This is a genomic window from Candidatus Hydrogenedentota bacterium, assembly GCA_019637335.1.
Lineage (GTDB): Bacteria > Hydrogenedentota > Hydrogenedentia > Hydrogenedentales > JAEUWI01 > JAEUWI01.
The window spans coordinates 1-26,439 of sequence record JAHBVV010000030.1; the positions used below are offsets into that span (position 1 = coordinate 1).

A 26,439-nucleotide genomic window follows, 5' to 3' on the forward strand; every position below is an offset into this window, starting at 1 on the left:
TCCCCGTCAATCACCTACTTATAGGGATGGGGCGTTGCAGTTTTTGGGGAGGCTGGAGGCTTTAGGCTGGAGGCTTTAGGGCACGGTCAAGCTACCGCGCGGCTGGGGCCGCGCCGCTTGGCCGTGGCACCCGGAGGGGGGGGTAGTTGAGAGTTGAGAGTTGAGAGTTGACAGTTGACGGTTGACGGTTGACAGTTGACGGTTGACAGGGGGCTGGGGGCTGGGGGCAGCTGGGAGGGCAGGGACGGCAGGGGCTGCAAGCGTAGCGGGGGGATGTCGGGGAAAGCGATAGTGGCTTGCTTGCCCAACCCTGCAATTCCCAGTCACGATATGCCATACTTCCACCGAACCCGCCCACATGGGTGTGGGACGCGTTTCTTGGACCGTTTTCATGGGAGAACCCGAAATGAAGAAGACCGTTTTGTCATTGGCATTGGCCCTGGGCCTGGCGATGCCCGCCTTGGCCGCGAGCCAGGTGGAAATCGAACTTCAGGGCAACTTTGAGGGATCGGCGAAGTCGCCCTCGGGCGAGGTGATGCCGCTGGCGGCGCAGATTGTGGCGCTGGGCAGTGGAAAACATGTCGCGAAGATTCTGGTGGGCGACGCCAAGGTCGAAATCGAGGGCCGGAGCCGGGGCAAAATCGAAGACGGTATCATCGATTACAGCGGAACCATCGACCTGGGCAACGACCTCGGCGGCGAATACGCGATCACGGCCACCGTTCAGAACAAGGTGTTCTCGGGCGAGGCGAAGTCCGCCGAAGGCGTGCACACCTTTTCCTTGAACCGGGTCCAGAAGCCCTCCCCCACGCTCGGCCAGGCCCCTCCGGAGGGCGCGGTGGTGCTGATGGACGGCACGAGCATGGACGCGTGGGTGGTCAAGCCGCTGTGGCAGCTCATCGGCGACGGCGCGATGGGCATGCGGCGCGGTTCGATCACCACGAAGGAGGAATTCGGCAGCGCGCATTACCACGTGGAATTCAAGACCCCGTTGATGCCGCGCGAAGAGCCCGGCAGCCAGGGCCGCGGCAACAGCGGCGTCTACGTGATGGGCCGCTACGAGGTGCAGGTGCTCGACAGCTTCACGGACGAGGTGAAGGACAACCGCTGCGGCGGCATCTACCAGAAGGCGGTGCCGCGGGTGAACGCGAGCCTGCCGCCGGAAGAGTGGCAGACCTACGACATTACGATGCGCGCGCCGGAGTTTGACGCGAGCGGCAATAAGACGAAGGACGCCGTCATTACGGTGGTGCACAATGGGATCACGATCCACGACAACGTGGTGCTGCCGAGCGCCACGCCGGGCGGCGTAAGCGGCGAGGAGACCGCGAAGGGCGTGCTGATGCTCCAGGATCACGGCGACGACGTGAATTACCGAAACGTCTGGGTCAATCCACTCGACTAACGCATTCGAAGCGGGCCGCGCCAGCGCTGGCGGCGCGGCCCGCCTTTTTTCCCTGTCCGCCCGGCCAGCGCCCGCCCGGAGTTTCGCATGACGACCCGCACCCCCGCGAATACGCCGCCCGACCCGCACCCGCGCCTTTCCGTGGTCATTCCGGCGTATAACGAGGCCATGCGCATTGAGGCGACGCTGGTTCACCTCCAACGCTATCTGGATAAGCAGGATTATTCGTCTGAAATAATCGTGGTGGACGATGGCAGCACGGACGCCACCTTCGGCATCGTGCGGAACATGCGCACGCCGAGCCGGATCCCCGTCCGGATCCATCAGCTGCCGGAGAACCGGGGCAAAGGCGCGGCGGTGAAGGCCGGGATGGCCGGCCTGGCGCGGGGCGCGGTCCGGCTGTTCTACGACGCCGACGCCTCGACGCCCATTGAAGAGCTGGAAAAGGTGTGGCCGGCGCTCGAAGCGGGCGCGGATGTCGTGATCGGCTCGCGCGCCCTGCCCGACTCCCGCGTGGAGCTTCACCAGGCGCCCTACCGCGAATTCCTGGGCCGCGTGTTTAACCGGCTCCTGAAGCTGCTCCGCCTGACCGCTTTTCTCGATACGCAATGCGGATTCAAGGCCTTCACGGCGGAGGCGGCGGAGCAGGTGTTCCCCCGCCAGACCCTCGAGGGTTTCAGTTTCGATGTGGAGCTGTTGTTTATCGCCGCCCGCGCCGGACTGGACATCCGCGAGGTTCCCGTGCGCTGGATCAACAGCCCGGCCTCCCGCGTCAACCCGGTGACCGACTCAGCCCGTATGTTTCGGGACGTTTTCCTGATACACTACCGGAACTGGCAGGGGCGCTACAGCCAATAGAAGGATGCCAATGCCCGACACGATTACCATCACGCTGTCCGAACAAACGGTCCACGTGCCCGCCGGGATGACCCTGCACGATCTGCGCGAGGAGCACAAGCCCGGCGCGGACGTAGTCATTCTCAACGGGGCGCCGGCCGCGGAGGATAGCGTCCTGCGGGAGGGCGACGCGGTCGTGTTCATCCGCCGCGGCGAGGTTCCCCGCAAGCAGGAGCTCGAAGCGCTGATGGCGGCGCGGCACACCCCCGGGGTCCACGCGAGATTGAAGGCGGCCTCGGTTGGCATTGCGGGTGTGGGCGGCCTCGGTTCTTCCGTGGCGATCGCGCTCGCGCGGATCGGTATCGGGCGCCTGATCCTGGTCGACTTCGACGTCGTGGAACCGAGTAACCTGAACCGGCAGCAGTTTTTCGTGGATCAGATTGGCCTTCCCAAAGTGGATGCGATGTGCTTCAATCTCCAGCGCATCAATCCCTACGTCGACGTGCGGCCCCACCAGGTCCGGCTCGAGCCGGACAACATCGGCCAGTATTTCGCCGATGTGGATGTGCTGGTGGAAGCTTTCGACCGTGCGGACCAGAAGGCCATGCTCGCCGAGAGCTATGGGCGGCAGTTTCCGGGCAAGCCGCTTGTGGCCGCGAGCGGACTGGCGGGGCATATGCCCGCGAACACCGTCCAGACGCGCCGCATCGGGCGCGCGCTCATCCTCGTGGGCGACGGCGTAACGGCGGCGCAGCCCGGCACCGGGCTCATGGCGCCGCGCGTGGGCATTGCCGCCCACCACCAGGCCAATGCCGTGCTCCGGATCCTCCTGGGGGAAGACCCGGCGGGCTGAGGGGCGCGCCCTACTCCGGCGCGACCGTCTGAATTCCGCTCAGCGCGTCCAGGATCGCCGGCAGCACGGGAAACGTCCCGTAGGGCACAAACGCCACGTGGCCGTCCATGTACGATACGCTGGCGCCGTCATAGGAGGCAACCGAGTGCTTGTGCTTCCAACTCGCAATCTCCACCAGAACCGGGATCGTGGACTGTGCGGTCGCGGAAGCGCCGGGGTTGTTGATATCGGTGATGAGGAAGCGCTCGACCCCTTCGCGGAGGGGCGCAATCGCTTTGGCCAGTCCGGGCACGGCCAGCGATTCCGACCCATCCCCGAGCAGGCCGCCGTCACGCGCTTTCCGAAGCGCATCGAATTCCGCTTCGTTGCTCACGGTATATCCGAGGTAGCCGTAGCTCTCCCCCATCAGGCGCTCCACCTCGGAGAAATCGGATTCGGCATGGCGCCACGCCCGCTCGAGCTCTCTACGGAGCCTCGCCACGTCTGGATGTTGTTCCGACAGGAGCGGTTCCGGATTGACAAACCCAACCGCCCGCAAGGCGCCCAGATCCGGCGCCCACGCGTCCTCGTGCGGGGCCAGGCGCGGCCAACTCGACGACCCGCTCTGGTCCGCGTACATCTTGAACATCAGCGCGAGCTGCTTCATGTTGCCCTGGGTCGAAGCGCGCCGGGCGGATTCTTCGTAACGGCGCCAGATGGGCATAAGCACCGCAATCGCCACGACGGCAACCAGGAACGACGCAAACACAGGTCGAACCCACGGACGCCCGCTCCCGGCAAAAGGCGCGCGCGCGGCCTCGCGGAGCCGCGCCAGGGTACGATCGGCGAGGCCCGGCGGCGCGGCTTCCGGGGGAAGAACGTGGAGTTTGGCCATTCGAGCCCGGGTCTGCTCCAGGGCCTCGCGGCAGGCGGTGCACTCGCGCAAGTGCCTCTGGAGGCGCGCGCGGTGACGCTCGTCTATCGTGTCAAGGAGCAATTCCTCAAAGTGGCTCCGGGCCTGTTCGCAGTGGATTGGTCTGGCCATCACTCTATCGACTCCAGCGCGGCCATGAGCTGGCTCACGGCCTTGTTCATGCGCGATTTCACGGTACCCGCCGGAATACGCAACACCCGCGCTATCTCGGCATACGTAAGGCCCTCCTGATGGGCCATGAGAAAAACCGCGCGGTGTTTTAAACTGAGCGCCCCAAGCGCCTCCCGCATGCGCCGGCCGCGCTCCTCTCCCTCGGCGGCGGCGTCGGGCGCGATTCCCGCCGCCGGGGCCCGCGCGATCGGATCAAGCAACCCATCATCGGCCTCCGGCTGTATCTCGCGTCGCCGCGCACGGTAGCGCAACCGGTCTCTGCAGAGATTCGTCGCAATCCGGTAAAGCCACGGCCTGAACGGCGCGCCGCTCCAGAAGCGATTCCGGTGCAGAAAAACGCGCAGGAAGGCCTCCTGGAACACATCCTCGGCGTCCGCCGCGTTGCCCAGCATGCGGCGGGCGTACTGGAACAGCGGCTGTTCGTACCGGCGCACCAATAGCTCCAGGGCCCCGTCGTCACCGGACTTCACCCGGGCCATGAGGTCCTCGTCCGCTGGGTCGCTCTTTCCTTCCGGCGTATACGTCGAAGCGTCGTCCATGGTTCACCCCCTCCGCCACAACCATGGTAGCGAAAGGGAGCGCGCCGAATCCATGTGCGCGCTTCAAGTGCGGAAAGCCGGTCCACCGAACAGGTTCAACGTTCGTTAGAATACCGTCAGGGGATTGGAATCATTCCGGCGCCGGATGCTACGCTGTCGTTGCGCGCATTCCGCAGCAGGAATGCGCGGACATCACCCGCAGCGCCACCGCCGGAGGGGAGCCGGGGTCGTGCTGTTGTACAATGGCGACGCTGGTCGCGGAAACGCGGGTACGGGCAACGGCCCGGATCGCGTAACACGGCATGCGCGGGGATCAGGGAATGAGCCAGACAAACGAACCAGCCGCCGGCGCCCGGGCGCCCTCCGGACCGAAATTCGAACTCGGGCCGGCGGACGACTACATGGCGATTGTCCTCAGTTGCACGGTCCCCCCGCGCGACCCGGAATTGTTGACGCCGCGCATCCGGAACGAACTGGCGCGGATGGGCGTGGAGCAAGACGAACGCCTGGATGAGGCCGTCCGGCGCTACCGCGAAGCCGTACAGACACTGGGCAATCATCTGGAGGGCGTGGTGTTGCTGGAAGGTACGCCGCCGCTCCCGCCCGTGGACGAGTCGATCCGCTGGAACGGCAATTTTCACGCGAAGGGCTTCCAGGTCGACCCGGAAACCGGGCGGGCGGACTACCGGCGGCGTTTGGCGGACGTTTCGGTGGAGGAAAACCAGCTTCTGGCCGAAGTCCTGCCCGGACAGCTCGGGCAAAACGGCCAGGACGTGTTCGGGCGCGTGGTGCCGCCGCGCCCGCCGCGCCCCGCCCGGATCCGGGAGGGCCGCAACGTGCGGCACAATCCGGCGGAGCGCGCGTACTACGCCGAGACCAGCGGCCGTTTCCGCTTCGTGGCGGGTGTACTCGCCGTGGACGACGTGTTCCGGGTGGAGGGCGATGCCGGTCTCCGTACGGGCAATATCAACCACCCCGGCGCGCTGGTCGTCACGCGCGATATTCAGAGCGGCGCCGAGGTCATCGCCCAGGGGGATATCGACGTGGGCGAGAATATCGAAGACGCCACGGTGGAGTCGGGCGGCAGCGTGACGGTTCAGGGGGGCATTTCCTGCAAGGAACGCGGTTCGATCCGCGCGGCGGGGAACGTGCACGCGCGGTATCTTAGAAATGTGGATATTGAGGCCGGAGGCGATGTCTATGTCGACCGCGAGATCAACCAGTGCACGATTCGCACCCGGGGCGCGGTCATCGTCAAGCAGGGCCGGATCGTTGGCGGTTCGATAATCGCGCTGCGCGGCGTGGAAACGGGCGATCTGGGCAGCGACGCGTGCATTCCGTCCGAGATCGTGGCCGGCAAGGATTATACGAAGGAAAGCGTGCTGGCGGAGAAGCGGGCGGCGTTGGAGAATGCCCGCCAGCTCGTGATGCGGCTGCGCGAAAGCGTTGCGCCCTTGCGCGCGAAGCAGCACGCGCTGACCCCGGAGCTGAAGCTGCGCCTGGCGTCCTTGACCGGGGAATTGCAGAAGCGCGAGACCGTGTTCCAGGATGCCGAGCGCGATTTGAACGACCTGTTGCGGGCGGCGGCGGAAACGGCCAACTACCAGATCTATGTCCACGGCAAGATTTACCCGGACAATCTCGTCCAGGTGGGCGCGCAGATCAAGCGCATTCCGGAGCCGCTGGATGGCCCGTTGCGAATCGGGCTGAAAGATGGCAAACTGGCCTTTTTCCGGCTCAAGGGCAACGAAAGCCTGCAAGGTACGCTGTGACGGGGAGACCATGAAGAAGATCAGCCTGCACAACCAGATTTTCATCGCCATGATCATTGGCCTGCTCGCCGGCTTCGCATTGAATCTCGGGGCATCTCCCAAATCCGCCCTTTTCACGCACAGCGTATGGTGGATGGACCTGATCGGACGGGATCTATTCATCGGCGCCCTTAAAATGATCATCGCGCCGCTCATCCTGGCATCGATTATCACCGGCATCACCACGCTGCCCCGCGCGGAAGCTCTCGGCCAGATCGGCGGCAAGATCGCCCTCTACTACGCCGGCACGACCTGCGTGGCCGTCTTCATCGGCGTCACGCTCATTTCCCTTATCCAGCCGGGGCACACGGCGGCCTCCCGGGAAGTCCGCGCGGGCCGCGAGGCCGAACTCGCGCAATACAGAGCCGAGTTCGCACGAAATTCGGGCCGCGACCCGGTGTCGGAGGAACACCGCGGCGAGTACCTGGCCTTCCTGGCGGAGAAAGACGGGGCCGCGGCCGCCACGGGATCCTTCGGAGCAAGCTACCAGAACATGCGGGCGGCGGAAGACATTGGACCGCTGGACCTGATCCGGATGCAGCTCCTCTCCCCCATGCTGACCAATCCCTTCGAGTCGCTGGCGCGCGCAAACACGCTCGGAATCATCTTTTTCTCGGTACTGATCGGCCTGGCCTGCCTGGTGCTCGGGGAAACCGCCGCGCCGGTCGTGCGGCTCTTTTCGGCGATGAACGACATCATCATGAAAATCACCTTGTGGATCATGGAGTTTTCCCCCCTGGCGATCGGGTGCCTCATGGGATCCACCATGGCGACACTCGGATTCGACGCCCTCCAGAGCCTGGCCTGGTATTCCCTCACCATCGTCCTTGCGCTGGCCCTGCATTCCGTGTTCATTGTGGGTATCGTCTCGTACCTGGCCAGAATACGCCCGGCGTTCTTCCTCCGCGGCATCCGAGACGCGTGGATGGTGGCCTTTTCCACCGCGTCGTCCGCGGCCACGCTCCCCGTGACCATCCAATGCGTGACGAAGGAACTCGAAGTCTCCGAGGAAGTCGCGGACTTCACGCTTCCCGTCGGCGCGACCCTCAACATGGACGGTTCCGCCCTGCATGAGGCGGTGGCGATCATGTTCCTGCTGCAAGTCTACGGCGGCGTGGACGACGTGCCGGTGGTGTTGACGTGGGCCAACACGTTCGTCATCGCGATCACGGCGGTAATCGCCTCGGCGGGCGTGGCCGCGATCCCCAGCGCGGGACTCGTGGCCCTGGCCATCATCGCGCACGCGGTGGGCCTGCCCCTGCATTACATCTTCCTGGTGCTGGCCGTGGACCGGATCCTGGACATGTGCCGGACCGCCACCAACGTCATGGGCGACATGGCGGGCGCGACCGTCGTAAACTACTGGGAGAAGAAGCGGCGCGCCGCCGCCGCGGCGCCCTGAGGAGTAGTACGCCATGACCAGTTTTTTCGAAGCAGCCCGGCGCGTTCTTGACGCGGTGGAAACCAGCCAGCAGGAAAGCATCGCCCTCGCCACGCGCCTCATTGCGGACAGCCTGCTTTCCGGGGGCGTGTGGCACCTGTGCGGCACGGGCCACTCGCACATCATCAGCGAGGAAGTCTACTACCGCGCGGGAGGCCTGGCCCCGGTCAACGCGATTCTCTTTCCCGCCCTGATGCAGCACGAGGGCCCCGCAAGCAGCACGAAGCTGGAGCGGCTCTGCGGCCTCGCCAGGATCATCCTCGAGAAGCAGGACATGCGCCCGGGCGAAGTGCTGACCATCATTTCCAACAGCGGCAAGAACGCGGTTCCCATTGAAATGGCGCACCTGGCCCATGGCCACGGATTGAAGACCGTCGCCCTGACTTCGCTGGCGCAATCGAAAGCCGCGGAATTTGGCAAGGGCCAGGACCAAAAGCTCTTCGAGGTCTGCGATGTCGTCATCGACAACTGCGGAACGCCGGGAGACGCCGCGCTGCGCGTGCCCGGCGCCGACCTGTACACCGGCCCGACCTCGACGCTGGCGAATGTGGCGATCATCCAACAGATTGTCTACGGCGTCGCCTGCGCGTTTCACGAGGCCGGGCAGGAGCCGCCGCTGTTCAAGTCCGCCAACCTGCCGGGCGGCGACGCGTGGAACCAGGCGCTGATTGAACGCTACGGGGCGCGGGTAAACTTGCGATGACGGAGCTCCCGGGGGGCCGCGCGCGGGCCGTGAAAGCACGCGCCGCCGAGCTCGGTTTCGACGCGTGCGGGATTGCGGAGGCCGGGCCAGTGGACCCGGAGGACCGGCTGGGCCAGTGGCTTCGCGCGGGGTACCACGCCGACATGGACTGGATGGCCCGGACCCGCAACGTGCGGCAGGATCCCCGACACAAGATGCCCGGAGCGCGTTCGATCGTGGTTGTGGCGCGCAACTATTACCAGCCCGGGCCCGATCCCGCCCCCGGACGCGGCAAGGTCGCCCGATACGCCTGGGGCCGCGACTACCACAAGGTGCTGCGCAAGCCGCTTATCGCGCTGGCGCGTTTTCTCGACGCCTTTGGCGTCGAGACGCCCAGCTATGCCTCCGTGGACAGCGGGCCGGTGATGGAGCGCGCGTGGGCCGAGCGCGCGGGCGTCGGGTGGGTCGGGAAAAACAGCCTGGTCCTGCGGAGGGACATCGGATCGTGGTTTTTCCTGGGGACGGTCGTCACGGAAGTCTCCCTTGCGCCCGACGCGCCCGTGACGGAACACTGCGGGACCTGCCGCGCGTGCCTGGATGCGTGCCCGACGGGGGCGATTGTGGCCGACGGGGTGGTGGATTCGAACCGATGCATCTCCTACCAAACCATCGAAAACCGGGAAGAGATCCCATCGCAACTCCACAGCCAGCTGGCCGGCTGGGTGTTCGGTTGCGACATCTGCCAGGACGTATGCCCCTGGAACCGATTCGCCCGCCCCACCACGGAGCCCGGTTTTGCGGCCCGGTCAGGCCAGACCAGCCCGGATCTGGATGAACTCCTCAAGCTGGATGAGCGGCGGTTCGACGCGCGTTTCGCGGGGACGGCGATCCGGCGCGCAAAATGGCGCGGGATGGTACGAAATGCGCGCATAGCTCTGCGAAACGCCGGAAAGACCTGAACCTGCCGCCGTACGACCGGCCTTATTCGTCCGCGCCGTCCACCTCAGGCAGGCGCGGCATCTGCGACATGGCGCTCGTCAGGATGTCGATGATCAGCTGGGTCTGGGTCGTCTTTTCAGCGCGGGCCGCGAATTTCAACGCTTCGAGCAAATCATTTGGCAGCTTTAACGTAATTTTCGTGCTTTCGAAGAGGTCTTGGTGGTGCAGAAGGCTCTCCGGCACGCGCGGGGCCGACGGGTTCTCGTAAAAAAGATCGCACTGGCTCGGGGGCAGGACCGCGATATGTTCCAGTTCCTCGTCTGGATAGGCGCTCTGGAGAATGGTCCAGTTGTCGTTCCCGGCCTTGATCAGTTCCACGATTTGCCCTTTGCCTCCAAGTTTGCGCAGCAACCGGGCTACCCCGGCCACGGTGACGGCGAATCCGCTCTGGCGAACGAAGTCGACGGCGTCCTCGCCTTCGAGGCCCTGCCGTACGGCCTCGACGATGCGTTCCTGTTTCTGTTGAGCCTGGGTCGCCACGGAATTGGCATCCTCTCCTTCGGGGTAACAACCCACGCTGGGGCGCGTGCCTGCAGTATAGTAAATTCTTGACTAAATCACAAGAATTATCTTTTATCGCCCGGCACGGACCGTGCCCAATTCGCGCTCCGGGGCGGCGTATCACCCTGAAATACAGTATCTTGGAACGAATGCCCGCCCCACTTCTGTTTTGACAGGCTTTCGGCGGCAGTGCTATGATCAACCCATGCTTGGTAGTAGAGCGATGGAGGAAAACTACACAATGAACGTAACGGTGACCGGACGGCATATGGAAATGACCGATGCCTTGAAGGCCTATATTCAGAACGGGCTGGAAAAGGTGGCGTCACACTTCGACAAGACGTTCGATGCCGATGTGGTGCTGGATGTCGAGAAGCACCGACATATCGCCGAAGTCAATGTTCACGCGAACGGCGTGCGAATCCACAGCAAGGAAGCTTCGAATGACATGTACGCGTCGGTGGATGCGGCCATGGCGAAGCTTGAGAAGCAAATCCGGAAATTCAAGGACCGGATCAACCGGCACCAGCCGCGCACCGCGCGGGAGGCCCGGGATTATCACCACGCCATCCTCTCGGCGGCTCCGGACGGCCACGAGACCGAGCCCCAGCCGGAGGAAACCCACGATACCCACCGTGTTGTGCTTCGGGAGAAGCTCTCGATGAAGCCGATGAGCATCGACGAGGCGATGATGCAGCTCGAGCTGGTGGAAGACCAGCCCTTCCTCGTCTTTTCGAATGCGGACACGTCGGAAGTCAATGTACTTTATTCGCGCAATGACGGAACGTACGGATTGATTGAGCCGAAGTTCTAGCGGCCAGGTCGCGGGCCAGTGCCGTTGCATTGGCCCGTTTTTTTGTTTCAGCGCGCCCTGATACCCGGAAGGTTCTCCATGGACACACAGGATCTGCCACTCAACCGGAAGCGCAGCATCCCGGTGGCGCGTATCCTGGACCGGATGACCGACGACCTGGACATTGAGGTCATCGCGGGATACCAGGGAATCGGGCGTCCAGTATTCACCTCGGACATCAACCGGCCCGGCCTGGCGCTGAGCGGTTACCTGGAGTATTTCGCGAACGACCGCGTCCAGCTCCTGGGCAACACCGAGATCCATTTTATGGAAAAGCTGCCGCCGGCGCTGCTTCAACGGCGCCTGGCGGCAATGTTTTCTTTTGAAATCCCCATTTTCGTGCTTTCACGAAACCTTACGCCGCAGAATGTGTTCCTCGATCTCTGCAACCAGCGGGGGGTCCCGGTCCTCCGGACCTCCCGGTCGACGGACGAAGTCATCAGCCGCATCATCCTCTTCCTGGCGGAGGAATTCTCCCCGGAGACGGTGGTGCACGGGACCGCGGTGGACTGTTACGGGGTGGGCTGCCTCATCGTGGGGTCGCCCGGGGTGGGCAAGAGTGAAACCGCGCTGGAACTGGTCGAGCGCGGCCACCGCCTGATCGCGGACGATGTAGTCGCCCTCAAGCGGCTCCGCGAGGACAATTTGTACGCCGAGACCAATCCGGTCATCGAGCATCACATGGAAATCCGCGGGGTCGGCATCATCGATGTGAAAGCGGTGTTCGGCGTGGGTTGCGTGCGCAATATCAAGCGCATCGGCCTGATCGTGGAGTTGGAGGAATGGGATCAGTCCGCGGCCTATGACCGGACAGGCCTGGTGGAGGAGCATGTGGACATCCTGGGCGTGCGCATCCCGCATTTGCGCATCCCGGTGCGGCCGGGCCGGAACATGGCCATCATCATCGAGGTGGCGGCGCTGAACCACCGCCTCAAGGAGCTGGGCATGAACCCGGCCGAGCAGTTCAACAACCGCATTCTGGGTATCATCAACGATCGCAGCAGCTGAGGGGGCGCCGTGCGTTACGGCGGAACGAAGCAGTGCGGCCGGCGCGGGGACAAGCACCCGAGCAACCCTGTAACCGAAACGGGAACGTCATGAAGCGCATCAACCTGATTCTGGGCTGCCATTCACACCAGCCCGTGGGCAACTTCGATTTTGTGTTCCAGGACGCCTACGACATGGCCTATCTGCCCTTCGTAAATGTCCTGGAGCATTTTCCGGATGTGCGCGTCACGCTGCACTACACCGGCCCCCTCTGGGACTGGTTCCTGGCGCACCAGCCGGAGTATGTGACGCGCCTGCGGGGACTGGTGGAGCGCGGCCAGGTAGAGATCATGGGCGGGGCCTACTACGAGCCCATGCTTTGCGCGATTCCCGAGCGGGACGCGCTCGCCCAGATCGGGCGGATGCAGGCCTTCTGCCGCGAGCATTTCGGGACGGAACCCGAGGGTATGTGGCTGGCGGAACGGGTCTGGGAGCCGCATATGGCGCGTGTGCTGGCAGAGGCCGGGGTCAAGTATGCGGCATTGGACGACTCCCATTTTCTGTGTTCGGGGCTGGAGCCCGAGGACATGTACGGCTGCTACATGACCGAGGAGGAAGGCGCGGCCATCCGGGTCTTTCCCATTCTGGAACGCCTGCGATATCTGGTCCCCTTCCACCCGGTGGAGGAAACGATTGAATACCTCCGCGAGCGGGCGACGGAGGACGGATCGCGCTGCGCGGTGCTGCACGACGACGGGGAAAAATTCGGGACATGGCCGGGGACGCACCACAGCGTGTACGAGGAGGGCTGGCTGGAAGAGTTTTTCACGGCGCTGACGGAAAACAAGGAGTGGATCCAGAGCGTCACGTACTCGGAGTACATCAAGAAACACCGTCCGCTCGGACGCACCTACCTCACGTGCGCCTCCTACCAGGAAATGATGACGTGGGCCCTGCCCGCCTACCGGCAGCGCGGCCTGAAGACGGCGCGCGAATCCCTCGCCCGGATGCCCGAGCTGGACGCGCAGTGCGGCCCTTTCCTCCGGGGCGGTTTCTGGCGGAATTTCCTGACGAAGTACCCCGAGGCCAATACGATGCAGAAGCGCATGCTTCGGGTGAGCCGCCGCCTTTACGCGCTCCAGGGCAGCCATGCGGGCAGCCCGCACCTCGACGAAGCGGAGCGGCTGCTGCACCAGGGCCAGTGCAACTGCGCCTACTGGCACGGCCAATTCGGCGGCCTGTACCTGAACCACCTTCGTTCCGCGGTGTACGAAAAGCTCATCGCCGCGGATCGGGCGCTGGACGCGCTGGGCGGCCCGGCGGGTTCGGTGGTGGTGTCAACGCTGGATTTCGATGGGGACGGGCGCCCGGAACACGTGCTGGAGACGGACACCCTGGCGGCCTTTGTGAGCCCGCACGATGGCGGGACCTTGTTCGAACTCGATTTCAAGCCCGGCGCCTTCAACATTCTCAACACGCTGACGCGCCGGGAAGAACCGTACCACGACGAACTGCGGCTGGAGCGCGAGGAGGAGGGGGACGGGCGCGTCCGGAGTATCCACGACCACTTTCAATCGAAGGAACGCGGCCTGGATCAGATTCTCTTTTACGACGCGTACCGCCGCGCCAGCCTTCGGGATCACTTTTACGGGCGGGATCTGGACGTGGAAGCCCTGTACCGGAACGAAACCGCCGATCTGGGCAATTTTGCACAGGCGGACTACGCGTCCTCGTTTCGAGGCACCGAGCTTTCGTTGTGGGCCGACGGGGCCGTCGAATGCGACGGGCCTCAGCCGCTCCGCCTCCGGAAGACGGTGGCGCTTTCGCCCCGTGAATCCCGCGCCGAAATAGCGTATGATATATCGTATGATGGCGCGAGCGCCTTTTGCGGAATCTTCGGGGTTGAGTTTTCCGCAAACCTGTTGGCGGGCGGCGCGCCCGACCGATATTACTATACGCCGGAACGTGATCTGGGACGCCCGATGCTGGGCGCCCGCCTTCGGGAGGGCGATCTCCGGCAGTTTTCGCTCCGGGATGAGTGGCTTCGGCTGGAAGTGGGATGGAGACTATCCGAGCCCGGAAGTTTTCTCGCCTTCCCCCTGGAGACGGTGAGCCAGTCCGAGTGCGGGCAGGAGCGCGTGTATCAGGGCAGCGTGGTGACGGTGGCCTGGCCGGTGACGTTGAAGCCGGGCGCGCGCCTGTCGCGGGCGCTGGCATTTGAAGTGAATTGGCTCGCGCCCGCTGGCTGAGGCCGGACGCCCGGCGGCGAATTCAGGCGGAAATTGACAGCAATAGGATGGCTAGACGACGATGCAGGAATTTTCGGAAGAACTCCTGGTGATTAATAAACTCGGCATTCACGCGCGGCCGGCGGCCTCGCTGGTTCAATGCGTTCTTGCGTTTGAGAGCGACGTGTTCGTTCTATTCAATGGCAGCCGCGTGAACGCGAAGAGCATCATGGGGCTCCTGACCCTGGCCGCGACGCAGGGCAGCCGCCTCACCGTAACGTGCAAGGGCCCGGACGCCGAAGCGGCAATGAACGCGGTAAGATCGCTGTTTGCGGCGGGGTTCGGAGAAAACTAGGCGTGGAGACGGTGCTCCGAGGGATAGGCGTGTCGCCCGGCATCGCGATCGGGCCGGCGGCGGTATTCGGCGCGCAGCGTTTCGATATCCCGAAATACGAGATATCGGACGTGGCCGAGGAGCTGGCGCGGCTGGAGGATGCCATCGGGAAGACCCGATCCTATCTCAAGGGCCTGCACGCGAAGACGGCCGACGAACTCGGGGAGGGGCACGCCGACATATTCAAGGCGCACCTGCTGCTTCTCGAAGATGTCACGTTGCTGGAGGAGGTGAAGAGCCGCATCAGCAGCGAACAGTTGAACGTGGAGTACGTGCTCGATGATCTCCGGCGCCACTACACGGATGTGATGAACTCCGTGGAAGACGCCCGTTTCCGGGAGCGCGCGACCGATCTCCAGGATGTGGTCGATCGCCTCCAGCGCAACCTGCTCGACGACGAGCGCGGAACCCTGCGCGATCTCTTTGCGCCGGCGGTTGTTGTCTGCCACGAAATTTCGCCGTCGGATATCGTGACGATGGACAAGGAGCACGTGCTGGGCCTGGCGCTGGATTCGGGCAGCACCACCTCCCACACGGCCATCCTGGCGCGCGCGCTGGAGATTCCGGCCGTGATGGGGCTGCGCTACGCCACGGCGCACATCGACCAAAACGCCCAGGTCATCGTGGATGGCGGCGCGGGCATGTTCATCGCCAATCCGGGCCCGGACACCCTGGCGCACTATGAGTCCGAGCGCGAGCGCCAGATTGCCGCGCGGGACGCGCTGCGCGGGGCCCTCGATCTGGGCGAATCCCGGACGCGGGACGGGGTCGCGATCCCGGCGCTGGCCAACGTTGAATTGCCGGTCGAGCTGGACCAGGAACTGCGCCTGGCGGCGGAGGGCGTGGGGCTCTATCGCACGGAGTATCTCTTCCTGAACCGGAATACCCTGCCGACGGAAGAGGAGCAATACGCCTCTTACCGGCAGGCGGCGGAGTCCATGCACCCGGCCCCCGTGGTGCTCCGCACGATGGATATCGGCGGGGACAAGTTTGTGTCGCACCTGCAAATATCGAAGGAGGAGAACCCGCAGCTGGGGTGGCGCGCGGTCCGCTTTTGCCTGGAGCGCCAGGACATTTTCAAGGCGCAGTTGCGCGCGATGTTGCGCGCGTCGACGCTGGGCAACATTCAAATCATGTTCCCCATGATCAGCGGCGTGGAGGAATTGCGCAAGGTGAAGCAGGTGCTGCGCGAGGTGCAGGACGATCTGAAAGCCGAAGGGCTGGAGTATGATCCAGGCATAAAAATCGGCTCGATGATCGAGGTGCCCTCGGCGGTGGCGCTGACGGACCTCCTCTCACGCGAATGCGATTTCTTCAGCATCGGGACCAACGACTTGATCCAGTACTCGCTGGCGGTTGACCGGGTCAACGAAAAAATCGCGCATCTCTATGAACCAGCCCATCCGGCGGTGCTTCGAATGATTAAGTGGACGTGCAACGCCGCCTCAAAGGCGGGTATCCCGTGCAGCCTGTGCGGCGAAATGGCCGGGGATCCGCTGTATACGGAGGTCCTGATCGGCCTGGGCGTCACCGCGTTAAGCATGTCTTCCGTGTCGCTGCCGCTGGTGCGCGCAGAGATCGCGGAAATCGACTACCAGGAAGCGCGCGCGCTGGGCGAGAAGGTGTTGGAATTGGGCACCGCGGACGAAATCAAGGCCCTGTTGAAATCGCGCTACAGCGAGCGGCGCGCGGCGGAGCACTATATCTCGCGCGCGGCCCGGGCCGCCTCCGGCTCGGCTTCCGCGCAGGAATAACCGTGCCGGGACCGCCGAAAAACATAACCATTCTCGGGTCCACCGGTTCGATCGGCCGCAGCGCGCTCGATGTGGTGCGCCATTATCCCGGCCAGTTTAACGTGGTCGGCCTGGCCGCCGGCCGAAACACCGAACTGCTCGCGGAGCAAATTCGGGAGTTCAGGCCGCGCTACGCCGCGATGAGCGATCCGGACGCGGCGCGCGCCCTGGCCGCGATGGACCTGGGCGTCACGATAATCGATGCCCCTTCCCCGCTGGATGAGCTCGCCCGCATCCCGGCGGATACCGTGCTGTGCGCAATGGTCGGCGCGGTGGGGCTCCCCCCGCTGCTGGCGGCCATAGACGCCGGGAACCGGGTGGCTGTGGCGAACAAAGAGCCGTTTGTGATGGCGGGGAAGCTGGTGATGGAGCGCGCGGCGGCCCGGGGGGTGGCGGTGCTGCCGGTCGACAGCGAGCACAACGCGATTTTCCAGTGCACGATGGGGCACGCGCACGGGGACATCCGCTGCATACATTTAACGGCCTCCGGCGGGCCCTTCTACCGGCGCGATCGGGCCAGCCTGGCGGACGTAAAGCCGGCGGAGGCGACCCGGCATCCGACGTGGGACATGGGCGCCAAGATCAGCGTCGATTCCGCAACCTTGATGAACAAAGGGCTGGAAATTGTGGAGGCGATGTGGCTTTTTGACCTGGCGCCGGACCAGATCGACGTGGTGATCCACCCGCAGAGCATTATTCACAGCCTCGTGGAGTTCAAGGACGGTAATATTCTGGCCCATCTGGGCGTTACCGACATGCGCTTTCCCATTTTGTTCGCACTAACGCACCCTGAACGGGTAGAATTACCCATGGAACGGCTGAAACTGACCGCCTTGAAGGCGCTCACATTTGACGCGCCCGATTTCAGCGCGTTTCCGTGCCTGGCCTACGCGCGCAACGCAGCGGCCGCGGGCGGGACGGCGCCGGCCATACTGAACGCGGCCAATGAGGTGGCCGTGGAAGCCTTTTGCGGCCACCGCCTGGGCTTCCTCGACATCAGCGAAGTGGTGGGCCGGGTCTATACGGGCAGCACCATACACCAGGATTACAGCCTGGATGCGGTTCTTGCGGCCGATGCGGAGGCGCGGGCGCGCGCTTGCGAGGCCGTGAAACAATTAGGACATTAAATTCATGTCGAGTATCGTGATCTTTCTGCTCGTGCTGAGCTTTCTGGTGTTCGTCCACGAGTTGGGCCACTTTCTGGCGGCCAAAGCGTGCAACATCTACGTGGACCGCTTCAGTATCGGCATGCCGCCGCGGATCGCCGGCTTCAAGTGGGGCGAGACGGACTACTGCATCGGCGCACTTCCAATTGGCGGCTACGTGAAGATGGCGGGCCAGGAAGACGCGCCGCTAACCGAAGAAGAACGCGAAAAGGATTACGGGACGGTGCCGCCGGAGCGGTGGTTCAGCAATAAGCCGGTTTGGCAGCGCCTTGTGGTGCTGGTGGCGGGTCCGCTGGCGAATCTCGTGCTTGCGGTCGTGCTGTATGGGCTGCTTGCCGCGATCGGCGAGGAAGTGCCGAAATCGATGCTTGAGCCGCGGATCGGCAAGGTGGATTCCGCCTATCCCGCGGCATCCGCTGCGCTGTACGAAGTTCCGGAGGGCCAGGACACGGTGGCGCGGGAAGGCGAGCCGGACGCAGTAGGCTGGAAGACAGGCGATGTGATCCTGCGGATGAACGGGGCGCCGATCGAAAACATCATCCCGGATCTCGCCATGAACGCAACGCTTCACGGCGACGGGCGGGCGCACGAATTCCTGATCGAGCGGGCGCACGCGGACGGCACGTCGACGCGCTACTCCTGCGCGGTGACGCCAGCCCGGAATGAAGGCGACAAGTACCCCCGGTTTGGGGTGGAGCCGTTCTCCTCGGTACTTGTGGCGAATATCCTGGAGGACACGCCGGCGGCGGAGGCGGGGCTGCAGCCTGACGACATCGTGACGCGGGCCAATGGCGAGATCGTGGACCGGACGACGTTTATCGAATTGACCCAGGACTTTCCGGAGGGTGAATCGCTGGATCTGATGGTGGCGCGCGGCGGCGAAACCCTGCACCTTACGCTGACCCCGCGTACGGTGGGCAAGTTCAAGTCGATGGCGCTGAGTGCGCCCACACAGGACCCGGAACCCGAATCCTCGGCCCCGATGGTCGCCCTAATTGAGAAGTCGTTCAGCGAGAAAACCGGGTTGCAGCGCAAGGACCGGATCGTGTCGGTGAACGGGCGCCCGATGGGCTACGAAGCCCTGTCCGAACTCGTGATGGAGAGTCCGGGCGAAACGCTTCAGGTGGAAGTGGAGCGCCCGTCGATCCTGTTTGGCCTGCTCCAGCGGAGGGCGCAACTCACGCTCGATCTTCCGGTTGACGACGCGCGCGCGATAGGCATCGCGATCGCGCCGGAGTTTGTATTCCACCGCGTGCCCCCGTCCCAGGTGGTCCCCGAGGCGTTCCGGAAGAGCTACCAGGCCGTCCACACGACGCTGCTGACGATCAAGGGCCTGATAGTGCGCGACGTGAGCCCGAAGGACCTGGGCGGCCCGGTGATGATCTTTCAGGTGACGCGGGACGCCGCGCAGATGGGCTTCGGGCGCCTGGTTTTCTTCACGGCGCTCATCAGCATCAACCTGTTCGTGTTTAATCTGCTGCCGCTGCCGGTGCTCGATGGCGGACAGATTCTCATCAACGGACTGGAGGCCATCCGCCGCAAGCCGATCAGCATGGTGGTGCTGGAGCGCTACCAGACCGCCGGCCTGTTCCTGATCATCGGCCTCATGCTGTACGTCACGTGGAACGACGTTGGCCGGCTGATTTCCGACCTGTTGCCTTGATTCCCGCAGTACCCGAGTTCGTTTTCCGTTCCGAGCGGGCGTAACGCCGCACCGCGGACCTGCGCGCGCGCCCGCAGCCTCCTGGAGTACCCGACCCGTGAGAAAAGTAACATGCAAGTTCGGCGGCACCTCGCTGGCCGACGCCCAGAACATTCGCATTATGGCCTCCATCGTGCAGGAGGATCCCGCGCGCCGCTTTGTCGTGCCGTCGGCGCCGGGAAAGCGCTTTGATGGCGATAAGAAGGTGACGGACCTGTTGTACGCGTGGCACAGCATCGCCTCCCAGGGCCTGGACGCGTCGGAGCCCCGGCGCATCATTCAGGAGCGCTTCGAGACGCTGGCGAGCGAGCTGGGTGTGGAGTTTGACGTCGCCGCGCAGCTTGACGAGATAGCAGGCCACGCTGACAATGAAAATGGCGCGGATTATATGGCGTCTCGGGGTGAATACCTGAACGGGCGCCTGATCGCGCTGCTGCTGGACGCGGTGTTTATTGACCCGGCGGACTATATCCGCTTCACGAATAGCGGAGACTTCGACCCGGCGACCTACACGTTACTCGGGGAGCGCCTTTCCGGCGACGGCCTTTTCGTAATCCCCGGATTCTACGGCGCGCGCCCGGATGGCAAAATCAAGACCTTCTCCCGGGGCGGGAGCGACGTGACCGGATCGATCGTCGCGCGGGCGACCGGATCGGAACTTTACGAGAACTGGACGGATGTGCCGGGCTTCCTGATGGCGGACCCCCGCATCGTGGAGAAGCCCCGGCGGATTGACGAAGTAACCTACCAGGAGCTCCGCGAACTTTCGTACATGGGCGCGTCGGTGCTCCACGACGAAGCGATCTACCCCGTCCGCGAGCCGGGGATCCCTATCCAGATCCGGAGCACGCGGGAGCGCGAGAACCCGGGCACGCGGATTGTAGCGAAGCGCGTCAGCACGCACCCGCTCTGCGGTATTGCGGGGAAATCCGGCTTCAGCATGATCAGCATCGAGAAGGCGCTGATGAACCGGGAGCGCGGCTTCGGGCGGCGCGTCCTCACCGTGCTGGAAGAGTATGGGATCGGCTGGGAACACATGCCCACGGGCATTGACACGATGTCGCTGATCATCCGCGACGAAGAACTTGGCGAGGCCGGGGAGAAGCTGGTGGAGGATATCGAGCGCCGTTGCGTGCCGGACAGCATCTGCCTGACGAACGGGCTCGCGATTATCGCGACGGTGGGCCAGGGGATGAATCACCACGTGGGCGTGGCCGCCCGCCTTTTCACGGCGCTTGCGGAAGCGAATGTGAACGTCCGGGTAATTGATCAGGGGTCCTCGGAAATGAATATTATAGTGGGCGTGGAAGAAGAGGCCCTGGCGCCGGCCGTCCGGGCGATATACGACGCGTTTATAACCTGGGATTAGTGTATGTCAATGCACCGCCGCACCAAGATCGTGTGCACTATCGGGCCCGCCACGCGAACCCCCGAGATGATCGAGAAGCTGATTGACGCCGGCATGAACGTGGCGCGCCTGAACTTCTCCCACGGGTCGCACGAAATCCACCGGAAGCAGATTCACGTAATCCGCGAGGTGGCGGAGCGGAAGAACGCGAACATCGCGATTCTGATGGATTTGCAAGGCCCGAAGATCCGCACCGGGAAACTCGAGCCGCCGCACCGGATCACGCTGGAGCCGGGCGCGCCGTTTACGATCACCTCCACGGAGATCATTGGGAGCCGCGAACGGGTTTCCACGACCTACGAGAATCTCCCCAACGATGTGAAGGCCGGCGATCGGATCCTGCTTTCGGACGGGACGATGGAGCTCGCGGTGGAGTCCGTTGCGGGGAGCGATGTCCACTGCCGCGTGGTGCGCGGCGGCGAGCTTGGCGAAAGCAAGGGGATCAACCTGCCCGGCGTTCAAATCGCGGAGCCCTCGCTCACCGAGAAGGACCGGCTGGACGTGGCGTTGAGCATCGAGGAAGAGGCCGACTTCATCGCCCTTTCCTTCGTGCGTTCCGCGGACGACATTCGCGGGCTTCGCGCGCTGCTGGCGGAGTCCAACAGCCCGATCGGCATCGTGGCGAAAATCGAACGCCCGGAGGCATTGGAAGAGTTCGAAGAAATTGCCACACTGAGCGATGGTGTGATGGTCGCGCGCGGCGATCTCGGGGTCGAGGTGGATTTTGAAGAGGTCCCGTCGATACAGAAACGCCTGATTCAGACGTGTAATGAGCTTGGCGTGCCGGTGATTACGGCCACCCAGATGCTGGAATCGATGGTCGAGTGCGGCCGCCCGACCCGCGCGGAAGTCACCGATGTGGCCAACGCCATCTACGACGGCACGGACGCGGTGATGCTGTCGGCGGAAACGGCGTCGGGCCGCTATCCGATCGAGGCCTGCTCGGTGATGGCGCGGGTGGCGCGCAAGACCGATGACGAGATGCGGGATCGCGTGCAGGACCGGAGAATGCGCGATCTCCGCCGGGATGTCCTCGCGAAGCGCCGGAGAGGTCTTGCGGGCGTCCATCACAACTCATACGCGGACGCGATCGGCCAGGCGGTATACCGGATGTCCGAAAGCCTGGATATCAACCGGATCGTCTGCTTCACTTCGACGGGTTACACGGCCAGCGCGATTGCGCGCTTTCGCCCGGGAGTGCGCATAACCGCGATTACGAACAACCCGGTCACCTGCAGGAAGTGCGCCCTTTTCTGGGGCGTCTCCGGCGTGCTGACGAAGGATTTCGACCTGATCGAGGTGATGGTGCACGAGGTGGAGGAGCAGTTGCTCCGCCACGAGGCCGCGGAATGCGGGGACACCATTCTAATTGTCGCCGGCACGCCCCTGGCCGTCGGCGGCCGGACCAACATGTTGAAACTGCACACAATCGGCGACGAAACGGAAAACCCGGGAAACCGATGCGGCGGGGAATGAACTGGAAAAACGGTTTTCGCGAATGCACTCCGGAAGGGCGGGCGGCCCATTGAGTAACCCGAGTCCGCCGGAGGAGTATCTGAACCCAGCCATGCCACACACCACGGTCGACGAAGACTGGTATGCCTCCGCGTTTGACGCGCTGTACCCCGTCGTCTACGCGCACCGCACGGTGGAAGCCGCGACCGACGAGTCCGCATTCGCCATCGACCAGTTGCGGCTGTGCACGACTTGTTCGGTGCTGGACCTGTGCTGCGGCAACGGGCGGCACATGGTGCACCTGCTGAAGCATACCCCCCACGTGACCGGGCTCGACTACTCTCCCAGCCTGCTCCATCTTGCGCGCGGGCTTCTGGCCGGGGAGGGTTTTCTGGTGCGGGCGGATATGCGCGCCATCCCGTTTGCGGGCGCGTTCGACGCGGTAGCCAATTTCTTTACAAGCTTTGGTTATTTCACCCGCGACGAGGAGAACCAGGCGGTGGCGCGCGGGATCGCGTCGGCGCTGAAGCCCGGCGGGCGCTTTTTCATGGACTACCTGAATCCGGCGCACGTCACGGCGAACCTGGAGCCGGAAAGCCGGCGGCGCGCGGAGGACCTCGAGATTATCGAGCGTCGCTGGATCGATCCGGCAACCCGGCGCGTGAACAAGGCGATGCGGGTGCTGCGCGACGGCCACACCCTGAGCGAAACGTCCGAGTCGGTACGCCTGTACAGTCCCGACGAGCTGGTGCGCCTTCTGGGGCAGGCCGGGTTGCATGTCGAGGCCCTCTACGGCGACTACGGGGGGCATCCCGCCGGCGATGACCGGCCGCGCCTGATCGCGGTCGGGACGCGGTCCTGATCATGGCGGGGCTGCTCGATTCCTATCTTGCCGGAGCCCCCGAACTGCGCGCCGCGTATGCGGCGGGGCCGGAGTCAGTCGCGAGCCATCCGATTCCAGCGCGCCCGTGGGATGCGGCGCTTGTCGGGGAGATGCGGGCATACCAGGCGCGCATCGGCGGAACCGCGCAGGTCGAGGGCGGCGAGGGCGTGATTATCACCGGCCAGCAGCCGGGCATCTTCACGGGCCCACTTTACACGATCTACAAGGCAATCACCGCGATCCGCCTGGCGGAATCCCTACAGCGGGAGACGGGGACGCCATTCGTGCCCGTGTATTGGGTAGGCGGCGACGATCACGATTTTGACGAGATTCGCCGCGTGCATCTGCTGAGCAAGACACACACGGCGGTCCCGCTGGCGCTGGCCCCCCTGGCTAGCGCGGGTGCGCGCTCAATATTTCAGATCCCGGTCGATCCCGCGTTGCACGGGCTGGTGGACGAGGCCGCGCGCGTGGCTACCGGCTCGGAATTCACGGAGGAGGTACGCGCGTTTCTGCACAAGAGCCTGGAGGCCTCCGCGAATCTCTCGGAGTGGCACGCGCGGCTGATGGCGCGCCTGTTTCGCGACACGCCGCTGGTATTTTTCACGCCCGAACTCCCCGCCGCGCGCGCCGCCGCGCGCCCTGTTTTCCAGCGCGAGATCGAATCGCCGCTGGAGAGCACCGCCCGCGTCAACGAGGGCGGCGCGTTGCTGGACGCGGCCGGATATGGCGCGCAGGTGGTGAAAGCGGAGGACGCCTGCAATTTCTTCCTGGAGCACGGCGGACAGCGATGTCGGGTGCGGTATGTGGAAGGCCGTTTTCTGCTGCCGGACACGGGCGACGCGTTTACACCGGACACAATGCTGTCGCTTTTGGACGCAGCGCCAGATCGCTTCACGGCCAATGTGGCGCTGCGCTGTATCGTGCAGCAGCACCTCTTCCCGGCGCGCGCCTACGTGGCGGGCCCCGGGGAACTGGCCTACTGGGGGCAATTAAAGGGGCTCTTCGCGCACTTCGACGTGCCGATGCCCGTGGTGTACCCGCGTTCGCGGGCCGTGCTGACCACCCTGAAGACCAACAAGCTGCTGAAGAAGTACGGGTTCCGCCCGGACGATTTCCTGGAATCGCCCGGAGGGCGTGAAGAGCGCGCCCTCCGCGCCTCGGGCTCGGATCCCGCGCTTGAGGTGCTTACGCGCCACCGGGCGGCCCTGGAGGCGGAGTTGGATGCGATGGCGCGGGACTTCGGGGCGCTGGGGCGCGCGGGCAAAGCCGCGGGCGACCTGGCGGGGTCCTTTGGCGGCCAGGTGCGGCGGGGGCTGGATCACCTGGAGCGCACGCTGCTACGCGCGGACGAAAACCGTACGGCCTCGGTGCGCGCGCAGCTGGATCGCCTGTCGGCGGAACTGGCTCCGGAGCGGAAGCCGCAGGAACGCTGCTATACGATTTTCTCCTGGGTCTTCCAGCACGGCTGGGGCCTGGTTCCGCGCCTGATCCGGGAGCTCGATCCCGCGAATCACGGCGTGCAGGAGGTGGAATTATGACCGTGGACGTGCTCGCGATCGGGGCGCACCCGGACGACGCGGATCTGGGCGTCGGCGGGCTCCTGTGCAAGGTGGCGGCGACTGGTCGCCGCGCGGCGATTCTCGATCTCACGGCGGGCGAGTTGGGATCGCGCGGGACGGTGGAAGAGCGGGCCGCGGAGGCGGCGGAAGCCGCGCGATTACTGGGGGTCTGCGAGCGCCGGAACGCCGGCCTGCCGGATGGGGGCGTGGCCAACACGCCCGAGCAGCGGCTGGCCGTGATCCGGACAATCCGGGCGCTGCGCCCGAAGGTGTTGCTGGCGCCCATGACGCCGGACCGGCACCCGGACCACACGGCGGCGCACGACCTGGTGCGCGACGCGAACTTTTTTGCGGGGGTGCACGGCATCGAGACCGGGCAACCGGCGTACCGGGCCGGAACGATCTACTACTACCACGCCTACGAGGATTTCGGCCCCGAGCCCACCCGCGTGGTGGATATATCGCGGGTGTTCGCGCAAAAGCTGGAGGCGGTGCGGGCGTTTCGGTCGCAATTCTACAATCCGGACTATCCCGGCCCGGAGACCCTGGTCGCCTCGAAGGCCTTCTGGGAGCGTATCGCGGTGCGCGCAGCGTACTGGGGCGGCCGCATCGGGGTTTCGCATGGCGAGCCGCTTCATGGCACAATCCCTGTAGCGATGGACTTGCCGCCCGAACTGGAGAATATTCCATGAAGATAGGAATCACCTGCCATCCGAGCGCCGGCGGTAGCGGCATCATGGCGACCGAACTGGGCTTTGCCCTGGCCGAACGCGGCCACACGGTTCATTTTGTCACGTCGGAGCCGCCCTTCCGCATGAAGGAGTACCGGCAGAATCTCTTTTTCCACTATGTGGACTCCGTGAGCTACCCGCTGTTCCGCACGCCACCGTATTCCCTTGCGCTGGCGACCAAAATCAGCGACGTGGCCGAAGAATACGGCATTGACGTGTGGCACGCGCACTACGCCATCCCCAATGCGGCGGCGGCGATTTTCGCGAATGAAATGCTGCCTCCGGACAAGCAATTCGGCATTGTCACGACGCTCCACGGCACGGACATCACGCTGGTGGGTAGCGATCCGTCCTTCTTCCGCGTTACGAAGTTCGCTATGGAGCGGAGCTGCGCGGTTACGGCGGTGTCGCAATGGCTGAACGACGAAACGATGCGCGAATTCAAGCTGGATCGCCCGATCAAGACGATCTACAACTTTCTGGACCACAGCAAGTTTTCGACGACGCCGGTGAAGCGGTGCCAGCTCGGGTGTGGCGACGAGAAGATCATTATGCATATCTCGAACTTCCGCCCGGTGAAGCGCGTGACGGATGTGGTGCGCGTGTTCAAGCGCGTCCTGGACCGGATCGACGCGCGGCTGGTTATGGTGGGCGAAGGCCCGGAGCGCATGGCGGCGGTGGGCGTGGCGAAGCAGCTGGGCATATCCGATAAGATCAAGTACCTGGGCAACTACGAAAACATCGAATCGATCATTCCCTGCGCGGATCTCGTCATCCAGCCAAGCGAACACGAGAGCTTCGGGCTGGTGCCACTGGAGGCCATGGCCTGCGAGGTGCCGGTGATTGCGACCGCCAGCGGCGGCATTGTTGAAGTCATCGAGCACGGGGTGTCAGGCTATCTTTGTGAAGTGGGCGACATCGAGCAAATGACCCAGTGCGCGCTCGAGATCCTGACGGACGAGGCGAAGGCGAAGGAAATGGGCCGCCGGGGGCGGGAGCGGGCGCTGTCCGGGTTCCGCCGGGACGACATGGTGGCGCAGTACGAGGCGGTGTACGAGGAAGTGCTTGCGATGCGGCGGGGGAGTGCGCTGGCGGCGCGCACAGCCTGACGCCGCGACAAACGGG

23 protein-coding genes are annotated in these 26,439 nt (G+C 64.4%); 20 read left to right on the top strand and 3 right to left on the bottom strand.

Features of this window, described 5'->3' with window-relative positions; all coding sequences use genetic code 11:
* The first annotated feature begins 406 nt into the window (after positions 1 to 406).
* From KF886_22770 to thiF, 3 genes are all read left to right on the top strand, one after another.
* Positions 407 to 1,405 carry a DUF1080 domain-containing protein gene (locus tag KF886_22770; GenBank protein MBX3180182.1) on the top strand — a complete coding sequence of 333 codons (999 nt, stop codon included), beginning with the start codon at positions 407 to 409 and terminating at the stop codon, positions 1,403 to 1,405.
* A gap of 87 nt (positions 1,406 to 1,492) precedes the next feature.
* The gene (locus KF886_22775; protein ID MBX3180183.1) at positions 1,493 to 2,263 is read left to right on the top strand and encodes a glycosyltransferase family 2 protein; all 771 of its coding nucleotides are present in this window, start codon (positions 1,493 to 1,495) and stop codon (positions 2,261 to 2,263) included.
* A gap of 10 nt (positions 2,264 to 2,273) precedes the next feature.
* Positions 2,274 to 3,095: a sulfur carrier protein ThiS adenylyltransferase ThiF gene (gene thiF / locus KF886_22780; GenBank protein ID MBX3180184.1), complete on the top strand. Its 822-nt coding sequence runs from the start codon at positions 2,274 to 2,276 to the stop codon at positions 3,093 to 3,095.
* A gap of 10 nt (positions 3,096 to 3,105) precedes the next feature.
* On the opposite strand, the gene KF886_22785 is transcribed toward thiF, so the two are convergent.
* Both KF886_22785 and KF886_22790 read right to left on the bottom strand, forming a co-directional pair.
* The gene (locus KF886_22785) at positions 3,106 to 4,119 is read right to left on the bottom strand and encodes a hypothetical protein (protein MBX3180185.1); all 1,014 of its coding nucleotides are present in this window, start codon (positions 4,117 to 4,119) and stop codon (positions 3,106 to 3,108) included.
* Positions 4,119 to 4,718, bottom strand: coding sequence for an RNA polymerase sigma factor (locus KF886_22790; protein MBX3180186.1), 600 nt, complete (start codon positions 4,716 to 4,718; stop codon positions 4,119 to 4,121). The genes KF886_22785 and KF886_22790 overlap by 1 nt, the downstream gene beginning before the upstream one ends.
* A gap of 320 nt (positions 4,719 to 5,038) precedes the next feature.
* Here KF886_22790 and KF886_22795 point away from each other — a divergent pair, with 320 nt between their 5' ends.
* From KF886_22795 to queG, 4 genes are read left to right on the top strand one after another with little or no spacing between them, the layout of a single operon-like run.
* Positions 5,039 to 6,490, top strand: coding sequence for a DUF342 domain-containing protein (locus tag KF886_22795; protein MBX3180187.1), 1,452 nt, complete (start codon positions 5,039 to 5,041; stop codon positions 6,488 to 6,490).
* 10 nt (positions 6,491 to 6,500) lie between these two features.
* The gene (locus KF886_22800) at positions 6,501 to 7,931 is read left to right on the top strand and encodes a dicarboxylate/amino acid:cation symporter (GenBank protein MBX3180188.1); all 1,431 of its coding nucleotides are present in this window, start codon (positions 6,501 to 6,503) and stop codon (positions 7,929 to 7,931) included.
* 13 nt (positions 7,932 to 7,944) lie between these two features.
* Entirely contained in the window at positions 7,945 to 8,673 is a 729-nt protein-coding gene (locus KF886_22805; GenBank protein ID MBX3180189.1) for an SIS domain-containing protein, read from the top strand.
* Positions 8,670 to 9,611 carry a tRNA epoxyqueuosine(34) reductase QueG gene (gene queG, locus KF886_22810; protein MBX3180190.1) on the top strand — a complete coding sequence of 314 codons (942 nt, stop codon included), beginning with the start codon at positions 8,670 to 8,672 and terminating at the stop codon, positions 9,609 to 9,611. Before KF886_22805 ends, queG begins: the two co-directional genes overlap by 4 nt.
* A gap of 22 nt (positions 9,612 to 9,633) precedes the next feature.
* On the opposite strand, the gene KF886_22815 is transcribed toward queG, so the two are convergent.
* Positions 9,634 to 10,131, bottom strand: coding sequence for a hypothetical protein (locus tag KF886_22815; GenBank protein MBX3180191.1), 498 nt, complete (start codon positions 10,129 to 10,131; stop codon positions 9,634 to 9,636).
* 262 nt (positions 10,132 to 10,393) lie between these two features.
* Between KF886_22815 and raiA the strand changes: the two genes are divergently transcribed.
* The 13 genes from raiA to bshA all read left to right on the top strand — a co-directional run bounded on the left by raiA (position 10,394) and on the right by bshA (position 26,423).
* On the top strand, positions 10,394 to 10,966 hold the full coding sequence (gene raiA / locus KF886_22820) for a ribosome-associated translation inhibitor RaiA (protein ID MBX3180192.1): 573 nt from the start codon (positions 10,394 to 10,396) through the stop codon (positions 10,964 to 10,966).
* A 144-nt stretch (positions 10,967 to 11,110) separates the two neighbouring features.
* Complete coding sequence (gene hprK / locus KF886_22825; protein MBX3180193.1) at positions 11,111 to 12,013, top strand: HPr(Ser) kinase/phosphatase; 903 nt, start codon at positions 11,111 to 11,113, stop codon at positions 12,011 to 12,013.
* Between the two features lie 89 nt (positions 12,014 to 12,102).
* Positions 12,103 to 14,241, top strand: coding sequence for a DUF1926 domain-containing protein (locus KF886_22830; protein ID MBX3180194.1), 2,139 nt, complete (start codon positions 12,103 to 12,105; stop codon positions 14,239 to 14,241).
* Positions 14,242 to 14,302: 61 nt separating this feature from the next.
* Positions 14,303 to 14,575: an HPr family phosphocarrier protein gene (locus KF886_22835; GenBank protein MBX3180195.1), complete on the top strand. Its 273-nt coding sequence runs from the start codon at positions 14,303 to 14,305 to the stop codon at positions 14,573 to 14,575.
* Positions 14,576 to 14,586: 11 nt separating this feature from the next.
* The gene (gene ptsP, locus KF886_22840) at positions 14,587 to 16,368 is read left to right on the top strand and encodes a phosphoenolpyruvate--protein phosphotransferase (protein MBX3180196.1); all 1,782 of its coding nucleotides are present in this window, start codon (positions 14,587 to 14,589) and stop codon (positions 16,366 to 16,368) included.
* Positions 16,369 to 16,370: 2 nt separating this feature from the next.
* Positions 16,371 to 17,534 carry a 1-deoxy-D-xylulose-5-phosphate reductoisomerase gene (locus tag KF886_22845; protein MBX3180197.1) on the top strand — a complete coding sequence of 388 codons (1,164 nt, stop codon included), beginning with the start codon at positions 16,371 to 16,373 and terminating at the stop codon, positions 17,532 to 17,534.
* Between the two features lie 4 nt (positions 17,535 to 17,538).
* A complete protein-coding gene (gene rseP, locus KF886_22850) occupies positions 17,539 to 19,236 on the top strand; it encodes an RIP metalloprotease RseP (protein MBX3180198.1) in 1,698 nt (565 codons plus the stop codon).
* Positions 19,237 to 19,333: 97 nt separating this feature from the next.
* Positions 19,334 to 20,644 (top strand): aspartate kinase, encoded by a 1,311-nt coding sequence (locus KF886_22855; GenBank protein ID MBX3180199.1) that lies wholly within the window; start codon positions 19,334 to 19,336, stop codon positions 20,642 to 20,644.
* 3 nt (positions 20,645 to 20,647) lie between these two features.
* Entirely contained in the window at positions 20,648 to 22,159 is a 1,512-nt protein-coding gene (gene pyk / locus KF886_22860) for a pyruvate kinase (GenBank protein ID MBX3180200.1), read from the top strand.
* A 91-nt stretch (positions 22,160 to 22,250) separates the two neighbouring features.
* Complete coding sequence (locus KF886_22865) at positions 22,251 to 23,000, top strand: class I SAM-dependent methyltransferase (protein ID MBX3180201.1); 750 nt, start codon at positions 22,251 to 22,253, stop codon at positions 22,998 to 23,000.
* 2 nt (positions 23,001 to 23,002) lie between these two features.
* A complete protein-coding gene (gene bshC / locus KF886_22870) occupies positions 23,003 to 24,562 on the top strand; it encodes a bacillithiol biosynthesis cysteine-adding enzyme BshC (GenBank protein ID MBX3180202.1) in 1,560 nt (519 codons plus the stop codon).
* On the top strand, positions 24,559 to 25,275 hold the full coding sequence (gene bshB1, locus KF886_22875; protein MBX3180203.1) for a bacillithiol biosynthesis deacetylase BshB1: 717 nt from the start codon (positions 24,559 to 24,561) through the stop codon (positions 25,273 to 25,275). Before bshC ends, bshB1 begins: the two co-directional genes overlap by 4 nt.
* Positions 25,272 to 26,423, top strand: a complete 1,152-nt coding sequence (gene bshA, locus KF886_22880; GenBank protein ID MBX3180204.1) for an N-acetyl-alpha-D-glucosaminyl L-malate synthase BshA — start codon at positions 25,272 to 25,274, stop codon at positions 26,421 to 26,423. The genes bshB1 and bshA overlap by 4 nt, the downstream gene beginning before the upstream one ends.
* Positions 26,424 to 26,439 lie beyond the last annotated feature (16 nt).

Excerpts from the sequence above, each read along its gene's own strand:
- KF886_22785 (MBX3180185.1), bottom strand. The coding sequence starts at position 4,119 with ATGGCCAGACCAATCCACTGCGAACAGGCCCGGAGCCACTTTGAGGAA.
- bshC (MBX3180202.1), top strand. The coding sequence starts at position 23,003 with ATGGCGGGGCTGCTCGATTCCTATCTTGCCGGAGCCCCCGAACTGCGC.
- pyk (MBX3180200.1), top strand. The coding sequence starts at position 20,648 with ATGTCAATGCACCGCCGCACCAAGATCGTGTGCACTATCGGGCCCGCC.
- KF886_22805 (MBX3180189.1), top strand. The coding sequence starts at position 7,945 with ATGACCAGTTTTTTCGAAGCAGCCCGGCGCGTTCTTGACGCGGTGGAA.
- KF886_22770 (MBX3180182.1), top strand. The coding sequence starts at position 407 with ATGAAGAAGACCGTTTTGTCATTGGCATTGGCCCTGGGCCTGGCGATG.
- KF886_22775 (MBX3180183.1), top strand. The coding sequence starts at position 1,493 with ATGACGACCCGCACCCCCGCGAATACGCCGCCCGACCCGCACCCGCGC.
- KF886_22795 (MBX3180187.1), top strand. The coding sequence starts at position 5,039 with ATGAGCCAGACAAACGAACCAGCCGCCGGCGCCCGGGCGCCCTCCGGA.
- raiA (MBX3180192.1), top strand. The coding sequence starts at position 10,394 with ATGAACGTAACGGTGACCGGACGGCATATGGAAATGACCGATGCCTTG.
- KF886_22835 (MBX3180195.1), top strand. The coding sequence starts at position 14,303 with ATGCAGGAATTTTCGGAAGAACTCCTGGTGATTAATAAACTCGGCATT.
- KF886_22830 (MBX3180194.1), top strand. The coding sequence starts at position 12,103 with ATGAAGCGCATCAACCTGATTCTGGGCTGCCATTCACACCAGCCCGTG.
- queG (MBX3180190.1), top strand. The coding sequence starts at position 8,670 with ATGACGGAGCTCCCGGGGGGCCGCGCGCGGGCCGTGAAAGCACGCGCC.
- KF886_22865 (MBX3180201.1), top strand. The coding sequence starts at position 22,251 with ATGCCACACACCACGGTCGACGAAGACTGGTATGCCTCCGCGTTTGAC.
- rseP (MBX3180198.1), top strand. The coding sequence starts at position 17,539 with ATGTCGAGTATCGTGATCTTTCTGCTCGTGCTGAGCTTTCTGGTGTTC.
- bshB1 (MBX3180203.1), top strand. The coding sequence starts at position 24,559 with ATGACCGTGGACGTGCTCGCGATCGGGGCGCACCCGGACGACGCGGAT.
- KF886_22790 (MBX3180186.1), bottom strand. The coding sequence starts at position 4,718 with ATGGACGACGCTTCGACGTATACGCCGGAAGGAAAGAGCGACCCAGCG.
- bshA (MBX3180204.1), top strand. The coding sequence starts at position 25,272 with ATGAAGATAGGAATCACCTGCCATCCGAGCGCCGGCGGTAGCGGCATC.
- KF886_22800 (MBX3180188.1), top strand. The coding sequence starts at position 6,501 with ATGAAGAAGATCAGCCTGCACAACCAGATTTTCATCGCCATGATCATT.
- thiF (MBX3180184.1), top strand. The coding sequence starts at position 2,274 with ATGCCCGACACGATTACCATCACGCTGTCCGAACAAACGGTCCACGTG.
- hprK (MBX3180193.1), top strand. The coding sequence starts at position 11,111 with ATGACCGACGACCTGGACATTGAGGTCATCGCGGGATACCAGGGAATC.